This window comes from Acetobacter pomorum (assembly GCF_002738225.1).
Classification (GTDB): domain Bacteria; phylum Pseudomonadota; class Alphaproteobacteria; order Acetobacterales; family Acetobacteraceae; genus Acetobacter; species Acetobacter pomorum.
In genome coordinates, this window is the sequence record NZ_PEBQ01000199.1 from 1 (window position 1) to 12,262 (window position 12,262).

The following is a 12,262-nucleotide window of genomic DNA, read 5'->3' on the forward strand; positions in this document are numbered from 1 at the left end:
CAGCAACCTCGTTCCTCGCGGTCATCCACATCGCTGCCGCCGCAGACTGGATCAAGTGCTAACAGGCCCTAATCCCAGCTTATGCTGTTGCCGCAGTCTCTCTATTTTTTTGCGCTCCTGCTTTTGCTGATTCCGGTGACGCTCCTGAAGATATTTATAGTGTTGATGGCTCAGGCCGACCGTTGCCAATCAACCCCACCTATAGGCCGGGTCAGTTAAATCAGAGGCCAGTGGCTCTTCCAAGTCTGCACGATTTGGAAGGTCTTAAAGGTGGATCTACTGATAAAATGTCTCAGAAAGAGCAATTGCATATGGGGGCAATGCGCGATGCTGCGATCTCATATGGATCTAGAGTTGGGCATGCCTGGGGATCTCAACAGGTCAATGCGATGCTTGATTCAAAAGCCGGCGACTTGTCAGTCATATTCGATTTTAACCGTCTTATTGTAGTTCAACCTGGCGGTGTCGCAATTCTTCCCCCCGTTATTTCGGAAAGTCAGGACACTTTTGAACAATCTGATGCCGGGGCGTCTGTGCGTGTTGCAGACAGATATTACAGAATACTGTCACCTGCTAGACTAGGTAAGACAGCCCCAACATGGGCAAGCTATCTGCGTCAGCATGTTCCCCAGAAAGCGCCTGCACTCCCCTCTGAAGAACTGCTTCCAAAGAATGATTCAGAAAGAAGTTTATGGAAAGCTTATGTCCATCAGGGATGGGATGAGGGCCAGCACCTCGCCTTTATGAATTACAAAAGAAGTCTTGCGCGCCTGGAACGCGATTATAAGGGAATGGTGCGGTACAAGCTTCTTCTGGAAGAAAATAAAGTGAGCGCGCCGAATGTCGCCACAGGTGATCTTGGTGTCACCGGCACAGGCATGGATATGCGTGAGAATGACCGTACCTATCGCATCACGGCACCTTCTCTTCTCAATGTAAGGCATCCTGAAAATGAAAGAGCGGTACCGTCACAAGATCCACCTGAAGCCGCGGCTATCCCTCCGGGCCATGTGAGCATGGAGAACCTGCCAGATCAGAATAAAGATCCTTGGCCTGAAGCAACTCCATAATGAGTTAAGTGAACCTGCGAAAATGTCTGATATTGAAGATGATGAATCTCTCCAGATAGCTAAAGCCATCGAAGCCGAAAAGACGAAAAATTTATTTTCAAAGGGAGCAAGCATCGGCTTTTTCCCGGATTTCCCGCCACTTCTGATCGGAGAAGATATCGACACTGTTTTGGATTGGTGCATCCAGAACCGGGTTAAAGATACAACGATTGAGACGGGAAAACAGATCTGGGTGCTCGTTGGCGGGCGCCGAGAGGCCATAACCCATCGACGTCTTGATGCCGATGAAGTGGCAGGAATTCTCAATTATTTATACAATGCAGATAATGCCGCCGGTATGGTCGCTGGCGGTGACCCCATTGATTTTGGTTACAATGTCAAAATCGGGAAAGATAAAAAAAAGAAAATCAATCTACGTGTAAATGCGACCGGAGGGCGCTTTTCTAAGACTGGAGGTGTGGCGCTACAAATCACACTGAGGTCGACATCTGATAAGCCCATTCCTCTCGATTACCTTAATGTTCCTCCCGATATTCCGCGCTATTTTAGAGCTGCCCAAGGCCTTAATATTATAGCCGGGCCAACTGGTTCAGGTAAGTCTGTCTTGATGTCTTCTCTCATTGATTGGAGGTGTAGGCAGAAGGGGGCATATGAGAAAGTAATCGAATATGCGGAACCGATTGAGACTTCATATCCAGACAATGAATACCCGGATAGCGAAGTGTTCCAGAGTGAAGTCGGTAAGCACATCACTATCAAGGGGAAGATAAACCCAGACCCTGCGCTAATGTGGGCGGCAGCAACAGCCAATGCCGTGCGTAGGGGGCCATCTATCATTGTTGTTGGCGAAGCCCGCGGCTACGTGACGATGGATGCCATGCTGCGTGCTGCCCAAACTGGACATCTTGTTACATCAACTGTTCATACAATTGGCGTGGCAGAAACGATTAGTCGTATTGTCATGGAGTTCCCGATAGAAAGTCGGAGAACTGCAGCACTTGATCTATTGGCCGCTCTAAATTTAGTCGTCTGTCAGTTGCTCGTCCCTAGAATTGGTGGGGGTGTTGTAGCAGTTCGCGAGTACATGCTCTTTGATGATCGCATCAAATCAATCTTGCTGGCTTCGGACTATGCTGATTGGGCATCCATTATCAGAGAGGTTCTCAAAAGCGGGCGAGCTATAGGTCAGACCATGGCGCAGGACGCCTCTAAACTCATGTCCGAAGGCTTGATAACATGGGATGTATGTGAGTCAGTTTCGGCCCGAACAAGTACTGACACACCGATAGAGAGGTTAGCTCGTGCTCCAAATATTTTAGAGAGGATTGAGGAAAGAGAAAAAAAACCTTCGGCTGATAGCTCTTCCGATAGCTTGGATATGATCCGGTTTTTGAAGAGGCTTCAGGATGACAAGGCCGATGATCTCATACTTAACGTAGCTATTCCCGCGAAGCTAAAAGGGGCTAAAGGAACCTTCAATATTTCCTCCTCTCCTTTAACTGACAAAGCGATGGATACTATGGCCGGGAGTATGCTTCTGGCCTCTCATTTGTCATCATTTATCAAAACAAAAGAGTTCAATCGTTCACTGGAATTGCCGGGAATAGGTCGTTTCCGTGTGAATATGTTCGTGCAACTCGACCACACTGGGATGGCTATTCGTCGTATCAGTACGGAAATGCCGACATGTGAACAACTTCACTTGCCGGAGATTTTAAGACAGATTGCGTTAATGCGACGCGGGATATTCCTCGTAACTGGTGAGACAGGTTCAGGTAAATCCACCACTTTGGCAGCACAGATTAATTGGCGAAATAGACATGCCGAGGGTGAGCATATCATCTGTGTCGAGAACCCTGTTGAATATGTCCACAAGCCAATAAACTGCATCATTACTCAGCGCGAAGTAGGACGTGACACGGAATCTTTCGAGGCTGCGATTGTCGCAGCTTTGAGACAAAACCCTGATTGCATGCAGATTGGTGAAATCAGGACCCTGGAAGTGATGAGGCAGGCTCTCATCGGATCCGATACAGGTCATCCAGTCTTTGGCACCCTGCATGCAAATGCTGCTGACGTGGCAATAAATCGTATTATTGCTCTCTTCCCTTATCAGGAAAGAGAGATGGTTTTGCTAACCCTTTCCTTGAATCTTAAAGGGATTATGACACAACGCTTGTTGAAAAGAGCAGATGGTGAGGGTCGCGTTCTTGCATCAGAAATGCTGCTGAACAAAGGCAAAGTGACAGAACTGATCCGCAAGGGGAAAATACACAAGATCAGGGAAGTTATGCGTCACTCAGATGAGATGTGGACCCTTGAGCAATCAATGGCTCATCTCGTTAAAGACGGGCTGGTGAAGCTAGAAGATGCCCTTGCCGAAAGCGATTGGCCGGAGGAACTGATGTCTCTGGTCTCACCCTCCGCCACCGACAAAACTAACACTCATATTCCGTTAGAGATCTCAGACGATAATACTCATGCAGATCAAAATGGCGATGAGGATGAGTTAGGCGAGCCAGTGATTTAAGGGGACTGTAAGAGTGCTGCTGCCTGTGCGGCAGTAAAAGACAAGATATGAGTCCTTCTATCCGTCTCTAAGCTGCCTGTGCGGCAGAAGTGCCTTTTTGTATCAGAATGGCTCAGGGCTTTCAGCTTCTATTTCAGGATCGGTTTCATCGGAAGTCGGGATAAAATGGTTGGGCAAGATGACCTTATTAGCGTTCTTGTTAAGGAAATTTTCCGATATCTGGACGTTGTCGCATCCTAGGAGGTCGATATAGTCCCCGACATCAATGGTATCAGGGATTTTTTTCAAATTCTTGCAATCTTGAAGACTTAGCCACTTTGTAACGTAAAGGTCTTCTGGCAATGAAGTCAGTTCATTGCATTTTCGTGCGACTAGCCATCCGTCTATCTTCAGCCCTTCAGGCAGAGACATGATGGAAGTTTCACTGATATTGATTCCTCTTTTGACCGAAATATCTGCAGGCAAATGTTGAAGGCTATGGCACCGAATTAGATTGATTGAGAAGGCTTTGATTCCATTATCCAAATGCTGAAGTGAAAAGCAATCACTGGCCTCTAATGACGCTCCAACGTGGACGCGCGAGATGGATTTCAGAGATCGACACCCGCTTAAGGAGAGATGCCCTGGAATTATGCCAGGAACATCAAATACCACCTCGTTGAGTTTGGTGCAGCAATCTAGAGATAAATTCTCCCCAACGACCATTTTATCCGCCACGAAAGACGTCAGTCCGTTGCAGTGAGAAAAATCGGCAGATCCCCCAACAAGTATGTTCGGACCAATATGGTTGAGGGAACCGCAACCCTTGAAGGTCACATTGCCTTTTACCCGGAGGTCTTGGATCGATTTGAGGCCCTGACACCCCCTCATATCCAGATCGCCATTCACTACAAGGCCAGGCGGCAGGGACTCAATTAAGTCGCTGTTCGCTTTGGTACCGTCCAATATAATGCTTCCGTCCTTGCGGAAGGCTTCAGGGAATAAAGCACGGAACTCTTCTATGGTTTCCAGACGCATTGATGCCCACCCCTATTTAATTAGGATTTTGGGCACAATTAATTCTGCCCTTCATGGGAAGGGTAAGGAGCGTTCATGCAAGGCACAAAGGAGCGGAAGCCTTGTGCACTCAGGATTGAGCACTGATCTGCTAACCTGCCTCCAGGCCCTTAGTTAGCCTGGAATTTCTCCTGCCTCTTGGCTTATCAGGGCGTATTAGCGTGAAGCTCTGCTCCTGCGCTTCCCTCCGGCTCATATGGAGGGAAGGAGGGGCTTAGCATTAGGTGGATCACTGAGTTTCAGTCATCACTGGATAGCAATTTTTCCACCTCAGCGAGATACTCTGGATCTATGTTTAACTCAATGTTTCTATGTGCCGTAATGATGGCCTGCACCTTATCATGGTGCAGGCGGTATTTTTCGTTCCCAACATTCGTTACCGTGACATCCTCAAGTGAGCGAATCCGGTTTGAGGGGTCTGTCGTTTTTTCCGCATTCAGATTAATGCCGAGAATGCAAAAAGCCTTCATAATCAACCCAAGCTCGGCTGAATCATTGCCTTTTTCGGTGCGGATTACCCATTGCCTCGTAACATCCATTCGTTCGGCAAACTTGGCCTGTGTCCATCCTTTGGCTTTCCGTGCCTCCCGGATGCAGATTCCAGCTTCATAAGATGACTTCATTTGCACGTCATCTCTCCATTATGTTGAGAATCATTGACCGTGATCGTGTAATCTATTCTGAACATTCACCTGATGTAATCCAAAATGAACATTAGTGCAATGTTCTATTTGTATTACATCGACTACAAAGCTAAATAGAAACTCCGCGAATGGGAAAGGTATCCGATGATGGTCGATTTGGCAGTTCTCGTTTCAGGAAAGGTGTGCGCCCGCGCGACAGATAAGGGGGGATCACCACGGATTTTCTATGACATGGATTCAGAAGGGGTTCGAGAAGGGCATTCTCTCTCTCTTTCGATGCCACCACAAAAAGAAGCTTATGGTGGAGGTGTGGTTCTAAATTGGCTTAGGAACCTACTGCCTGAGGACCCACAAGATTTGAAAGCTATCGCGCGGGATGTATCTGGAGGTCTACCAGCTTGCTCGTCGAAAAATCCTCTTAGATTGCTTGAAAAGATAGGTGAGGATTGTGCTGGTGCTGTGCAAGTCGTGCAGGAAGATCGTATCGCTAAAGTGAGGGAGGAAGGGGGAATTAAGCGGGTTTCTGAAGCTGAAGTAGAAAATATGATTCATGATATCCGTTCTGGCAGATCTGTAGCTGGTAGGATACCCGAACACAACAATGGTCGATTTAGTTTGGCTGGGGCACAAAAGAAAACTGCGCTGAGAAGATTGCCAGATGGGTCATGGGGCATTCCCTATGGTAAAGAGCCAACGACGCATATCATGAAGCCGCCTATGCCTGATATGAAAGGGCAGGTAGAAGGTGAGCATTTCTGCCTTACCTTATGTCGGAGGATAGGGCTTACGGCTGCAAAAAGTGAGGTTCTTCAATTCGGAAGCGAGAAAGTTATTTGCGTTGAAAGATTTGACAGGTCGCGTGACGAAAAAGGTGATGTGCATCGCTTTCATGTAGAAGATATGTGCCAGGCTCTGGGCATTGATCCGGCTCGGAAATACCAGAATGATGGCGGCCCAGGAACTACCGAGATTAGTGGGCATGTGTTGAGCCGGTCTATGGACCCTGATGTGGATCGGGAGGCTCTGATGCGCGCGATGGTTGTTAATTGGGTACTGATGGGTACGGATGCTCATGCAAAAAATTATTCGATTTACATTCACCCATTGGAAACATTGCAATCGGAACAAAAGGTGAGTTTGGCGCCTTTATATGATGTCAATACGTTTGCACCATATGAAGGAGCTTCCTGGTCCACCAATTCAATGTCTATGTCGGTAGATGGGAAATACGTGTTCTCAAAAATCCATAAAAGACATTGGCAGATTGCTTGTCAAAAAGCAGGATTTCACCCTCCTGATGGACACGATAAGTGGCTGGAACAGACTGTGCGCAGTATCAGGGATGTTGTTCCAACTGTTCTTGCCATAACGCTTAATGAGGGGCTTGATCCTGAATGGATGGTGAAGATATCTAAATTGACGCGAAATCGGGCCGAGATGATCCTTAAGGATATGTTTTGTTCATCTTCGACATGAGAGGTCGCCCTGAATGCCGTTAAAATCAGAGATCGTTAATGCCCTACAAGGCCGTAACAGAATTTCTAAAGAAATAGAAGAAAAGCAGTGGAAGGCCTTGCAGCATGCAATCTCACGCCTGTCTGCATTGGCAGGCAGACAGGAGGGTAGAGATCTAAGCTTTATGGTCATCAGTCACATTGTGTCTGAGACCGGAATGGAGTTTTTGCCAGATGAGATTGTGCCTATAATTGGAGAGCTTGTTCGCCGCAAAATTCTCAAACCGAAACCTTGGATATCTCAAGATTCTTCAGAAGAAATTTATCTGGAGCAGGGACAAAGTTTTGACATTCTCCCCGCCCTGAAGGACGGGGATTCTGTTGTTTCTCACTGGCGCGATGCCAGCAAAGATCCAACTGAGATTCCTGCTTCGAGGGCGTGCTGGCGCAACGCCTCCACAGGCAGCAGGCCGCTGTCCACGGCCCGTTTCACAATAACCGCCGACGCATTGTCATCGGCATTCTCTGCATGACCGCAGCGAACACACACGAACCGGCTCTGACTGACCCGGTTCTCAGCCGCAGTGTGGCCGCACTTGCGGCACTCCCGGCTTGTGTTTCGCGGAGAGACATCCAGACACTGTCCGCCACGCTCCGCAGTCTTGTAACCGCAAAACTGGCGGAGCATACCCCAACCTTGGTCGAGAATACTGCGGTTCAGCCCAGACTTCTGCCGGACATTGCGGCCCGGTTCTGCAACCGTACCGGAAGCAGACCGCACCATGTTGCGGATCTTCAGATTTTCAAACACCAGCGTGCCTTGATTCTCGGCAAGAGAGTGAGAAACCTTATGCAGAAAATCCGCCCTGACCCGGCGCACTGTGCGGTGCAACCGGGCGACACGCAAAACAGACTTCCGGCGGTTCTGCGACCCCTTCTTGCGGCGGGCGACAACCCTCTGTGCCCGCCGCAATTTCTTCATCGCCTTCCGATAGGCGTCAGGGCCTTTGACACGGCCCTGACCCGAAACCGCAACCGTGGCAACCACGCCACGGTCGACCCCAACTGCCGGGAGAATCTTCTTTTCCGGCTCTGGCAGATCATACTCATACTGGATCGCTGCATACCACTGTCCTGCGTCACAGCGCACCGTGACGTTGCGGATAACACCCGGAATACTCCGCCAGCCACGGAATCGCACCCACCCAAGCTTGGGAAGTTTCAACCGGCCACCATTGCGAGTCAGGCGCTCATACGGAGCGCTCTTTCCATCCGGAAAGCGGAAGGAATCTCCCCGCGACTTCTTCCGAAATTTCGGGAAGCCTGCACGGCGGGCAAAGAAATTCCGGAAGGCCTTTTCAAGGTCACTCAAAACCTGTTGCAGAACCTGAGACGGACAAGCCTTGAGCCAGTCCACTTCAGACCGCAACTGCGTCAGTTCTTTCGACTGACTGAACCTGTTCAGGACATGCCGCTGGCCCCATGTCTGGCGCTGTTCCAGAGCCAGGTTCCACAGAAAGCGTGTCGCACCTCCGATCTGGCACAGAAACTCTTCCTGTGTCAGTGACGGATACAAACGGATAACGTGCGCTTTCTGAATTTTCATTATTATGCATTATAGAAAATCAAAGACAAACCGGTCAACACCACAACGCCTTATATCCCCGCCCTGAAGGACGGGGTTTTACGGCAGATACGATAACTCGCTAATTGATGTTCTGTCCGGCAAAGAGTGCGCGGTGAACCCTGAAACAGGATTGTTCATCCGATCTGAAGATATCTTTTTAACATTTGAAGTGTGTTCAAAGGATCAGTAAAGGTAGTCAACCTCTGTTTCCTGGACTACAGCGCCATCAGGAATGTCCACCCCGGCAAAAGGTGAGGCTAAAGGTAAAGGCTCGCCACCTGGGACATAACCAAATTCCTGTCTGCTGGCATCATAGACGCCAGAATGGACAGTATCCCATGTTTTTGTGCGGATATAGTAAGCAACGAGACCTGAGAAGTTGACTGGGTAATTTGCGTCTATCGCATCTGGTGTCCAGTAGGTAACAAGCCATTTCCCATCAGTTACACTGGTAAAAGTGCCTTCATAGGAGATGGACTGACCCATTTCTAGAGATGCAATGTCAGGTGTGACTATTCCTGAGGGGCACTTATTAGCCTTGACTGTGCTTCCAGTGGTAACTGGCCAGCATTTTTCGAGACTAAGGCTATGGTAATGCTCCATCTGGAGGGCAACAACAGATGCCCTCCGATCGGCTTCTTCTTCTGAACTTGCGTCCGTTAACGGCTTCATTGAAAAAATGGCCATTAACATGAACAGCAAGATGTAGAAGATATACATTCAATATACTAAGAATAGAGGAGGAAGCCGGATTAGTTACCCGGCTTCATTACATAAACGAATGTGAATGTGGTGCTGTCATTTCCGCTTGCAGCGCATGCCCCTTCAGCTTCGTTTGCAGTCATAGCTGGCTGTGCGCCTTGCGTGCCGTTGACTGACAAACTGATAATATCACCGCCAAGGTGCTTTGTGGCGAGTGATTCACAGGCACCTGATGTAACGCCAGGTAAGGTGATAGTAAGAGAGTCATTGGACTGATCGGTCGTTGCAGGTTCAATTGTGACCGAAGAGTTGAACGGGGAAATGATCTGATCTTGGTTGGTGTCCGTGTAGGTTTTGGACAAACCATCCTTAGCAATGGCGCCAACGTCAATGTTACAGCCGTTCCCAGAACCATAGTCACCATTAGGGCAGAGATCTGCCGCAGATTGGTTAATCTGGGCCAGCATCGTAAGTGTGGACTGCACTTTCTGGCGCGTAAACATCGTGCCGATTTCAGTCACAGCGAGGCCAACAAGAAGGGCCACCACCAGAAGGCCTGCGCCAATCTGAAGGGGGGTGTAACCTGCCTGATCCTTGCGAGAAGAAAGATTGTTCTGGTGGTTGCCCAGCAGTCTTTGCATTACGCTCGGCACGACAGCACTTCGGCTACTTGTGGAAATGTAATGTCCATGACTGCCGGTGGAAATGGAATGTCCATTTTTCCCCTCCAGACAGATTGCTCCTTCTGCATCGACATCATACATAGACGTACATCCTAGATATTTGCCCCATCCTGACGATGATGAGCCGGTATAGGTTAAGGGATAACCGGCACGAGCAAGATCAAGTAAGACGTGGCCGGCATTGCTTTATAGATGTTAAGGAGAAATAAGGCCGGAATCCAAGATAAAATGGCCTTGTTAGTTTTGCGTCATGAGTTGTAGTTCAAGCAAGGATAGTACAGCCCCAAAGAAGGCGATGACACCGTAAAAGAAAAGTTGGATTATCACTCCAAGGGCAGAAATTGTGTTTTGTGTTTTTTGAACCCCGTCCTTGAGCCATTCTCTTCCAACGATTTCTAGCTTTTCGTCAAAAGTGGAAGGGTTTCTGGCGTAGGCCCGGAGCACGATCGTTGTGTCTTTGGAAGGGAATTCCAGTCCAGATTCATAAAGAGCATCGCCGAGATTTTTGTTACCAAGCGCAAGGATATGACGTGTTGCCATGATGCGCTCCATAAGCCATGGGCTTGCACCTTTGGTGAGTAAGGTCAGGATATTGTTGTCAGAAACCCCCGACCTTTTAAGGGATGAATAAGTGAGCAGGAAGCTTCCGCCAATAAGGATGCGGTACACAGACCAAGGTGGGATATTATCAAAAGTAACTCGTATCCGCCCTGTCCATCGAGGAATAGAAAAAATTATCGCGATAATAATAAAAATCATGATGAAGACGGCAGGGATAAATGTCTGAGCAAGATGCTCACTTAGCCAGAGAGCCACATAGGGAAGTCCACCCCATTTATCCTCTGGCAAAATTGTTTTGAATTGTGGAATAACGTCTGTCGCAAAGACATAATACAGTGCAAAGGACATGACCAAATACATGGCCGGCTCCTTAAGAGCGCCTTTAATAGCGGACTTAATATCCTGTTCGCCTTTCATGATAAAAATTACATCACGTAAAGCTGCTGCGATATTCCCAGTTTTGCCACTTGCAGAAATAGCCATTCTCTCACGGGCAGGAACCCATTCGGCGACAGCATCAGAAAGAGGCACGGTTCCTCTAATTTGGTCGTACCAATCCTTTGTAATGTAGGCGAGGAGTTTATTAGGCTTCTTTCCGTCTTCTGAGGTGATTTCATATACGAGGGCCAAGGCATCATTGATTGAGTTGCCTTGAGACGTAAGGCTCTCCAACATCTCATAGACTTTGATGCGCTTGCCAGCATTAAATCTAATCTTACGGTATTGGAGCATCATAGATGCAATATCTATATGCAGGCCAAAAGGAAGATTGAGGTTTAATGCCATTAGTAAGGTTTACCTGTTAGATTGTCAGATCACTGAATTGAAGCGCCATACCATTTTTCGGCTTTCTCACTTAAAAGCCGGGACGTTCTCGCCAGGTCAATTTCATTCGGTGATTCCACAACCCCAAGAAGATCGCGAGGATCGATAAGGCCAAAGCAAGCTTTGAAAAGGCAGTTTTCGGCGAGAGATGTGCCATTAAGTTTTTCTAGCCAATATTTTTCAGCGTCTTTGTCTTGCCCTTTTCTCAGCAATTCCATGAACTCCTGATCTGGCTCAATGACCTCCGCGATGATAGTCGCCCCGGATTGTCCATATCGGCATCCTCGCTTCCCGCAGCCATAAAGCCTTTCAGCCATATCAGGGTTCACCATTTTAAGCTTAGGGAAGTATTCTTCAGGAACAAAGTTTTTGACGCTTTCGCATTCAAATTTCGTTCTTTTATTCAGTCTTATACCTTCTTCATAAGATAAACCGCAATGTGGACAAATTACCCCTACGAGCCTTTGAGAGACCCATAGCTTCATTATTGATCCGTCCAGAACATTCAGCCGATCCACTCCCATATCTATGATACGTCTTGGAATGGTTAATGCCCTACTGCAATGTGTAGTGGTCATCATCAGATGACCTGTTCTGGCCGCCTGAATGGCCTGATCAGAGGATGGCCCGTCACGCATTTCCGACACTACAAGAACATCAGGATCTGAGCGCACCATGGCTTTCAGGCCATCTTTGTATTTTGAACTCGGAACGGAGGTCTGACAGGCGCCAATGATTGGTTGTTCAACGGGATCTTCGAGAGTGTTAATTGCTATGCGCGTATCGCGCTCATAATAAAGGATTGTCGCATTCATTGTCAGGGTGGTGGTCTTACCTGAACCAGTCGGCCCAGATAGGATAAGCATTCCATCCTTTTTCTGTCTGAAACGTCTGAAAGCATCATCCTGATCTGGAGTGAAGCCGGCCTTTAAGAATGGAGCGTCTTCAATTCGGATCCTTTTTGGTTCCTTATTAAGACGTATGACGACCTGTCTGCCTTCATCGGATAGGGGGTTCCAATGAAGGCGTAGGCTTTCGATACTGAATTGCCCCGGGTTTTGTGGAGACGTTTTTTATCTGATTTAAGCGGCTAATGCATGTGATTTCTGT

General features: G+C 48.1%; 10 protein-coding genes. 3 read left to right on the top strand and 7 right to left on the bottom strand.

Annotated elements, in window-relative coordinates; translation table 11 throughout:
* The first annotated feature begins 182 nt into the window (after positions 1 to 182).
* Positions 183 to 1,070, top strand: a complete 888-nt coding sequence (locus CSR02_RS15300) for a type IV secretory system conjugative DNA transfer family protein (protein WP_143225632.1) — start codon at positions 183 to 185, stop codon at positions 1,068 to 1,070.
* A 22-nt stretch (positions 1,071 to 1,092) separates the two neighbouring features.
* Positions 1,093 to 3,600: a PilT/PilU family type 4a pilus ATPase gene (locus CSR02_RS15305; RefSeq protein WP_099542255.1), complete on the top strand. Its 2,508-nt coding sequence runs from the start codon at positions 1,093 to 1,095 to the stop codon at positions 3,598 to 3,600.
* 102 nt (positions 3,601 to 3,702) lie between these two features.
* Here CSR02_RS15305 and CSR02_RS15310 read toward each other — a convergent pair whose 3' ends face one another.
* Positions 3,703 to 4,617 (bottom strand): hypothetical protein, encoded by a 915-nt coding sequence (locus CSR02_RS15310; RefSeq protein ID WP_099542256.1) that lies wholly within the window; start codon positions 4,615 to 4,617, stop codon positions 3,703 to 3,705.
* A gap of 278 nt (positions 4,618 to 4,895) precedes the next feature.
* A complete protein-coding gene (locus CSR02_RS15315; RefSeq protein WP_099542257.1) occupies positions 4,896 to 5,279 on the bottom strand; it encodes a helix-turn-helix domain-containing protein in 384 nt (127 codons plus the stop codon).
* A 165-nt stretch (positions 5,280 to 5,444) separates the two neighbouring features.
* On the opposite strand from CSR02_RS15315, the gene CSR02_RS15320 reads away from it, so the two are divergent.
* Positions 5,445 to 6,776: a type II toxin-antitoxin system HipA family toxin gene (locus CSR02_RS15320; protein ID WP_099542258.1), complete on the top strand. Its 1,332-nt coding sequence runs from the start codon at positions 5,445 to 5,447 to the stop codon at positions 6,774 to 6,776.
* Positions 6,777 to 7,142: 366 nt separating this feature from the next.
* On the opposite strand, the gene CSR02_RS15325 is transcribed toward CSR02_RS15320, so the two are convergent.
* From CSR02_RS15325 to CSR02_RS15345, 5 genes are all read right to left on the bottom strand, one after another.
* Entirely contained in the window at positions 7,143 to 8,360 is a 1,218-nt protein-coding gene (locus CSR02_RS15325) for an RNA-guided endonuclease InsQ/TnpB family protein (protein ID WP_099542259.1), read from the bottom strand.
* Between the two features lie 204 nt (positions 8,361 to 8,564).
* Positions 8,565 to 9,101: a hypothetical protein gene (locus CSR02_RS15330; RefSeq protein ID WP_099542260.1), complete on the bottom strand. Its 537-nt coding sequence runs from the start codon at positions 9,099 to 9,101 to the stop codon at positions 8,565 to 8,567.
* Positions 9,102 to 9,133: 32 nt separating this feature from the next.
* Positions 9,134 to 9,847, bottom strand: a complete 714-nt coding sequence (locus CSR02_RS15335; protein ID WP_099542261.1) for a type 4 pilus major pilin — start codon at positions 9,845 to 9,847, stop codon at positions 9,134 to 9,136.
* A 156-nt stretch (positions 9,848 to 10,003) separates the two neighbouring features.
* Positions 10,004 to 11,113 (bottom strand): type II secretion system F family protein, encoded by a 1,110-nt coding sequence (locus CSR02_RS15340; protein ID WP_099542262.1) that lies wholly within the window; start codon positions 11,111 to 11,113, stop codon positions 10,004 to 10,006.
* 29 nt (positions 11,114 to 11,142) lie between these two features.
* Positions 11,143 to 12,192, bottom strand: a complete 1,050-nt coding sequence (locus CSR02_RS15345) for a GspE/PulE family protein (RefSeq protein ID WP_099542263.1) — start codon at positions 12,190 to 12,192, stop codon at positions 11,143 to 11,145.
* Positions 12,193 to 12,262: the final 70 nt, after the last annotated feature.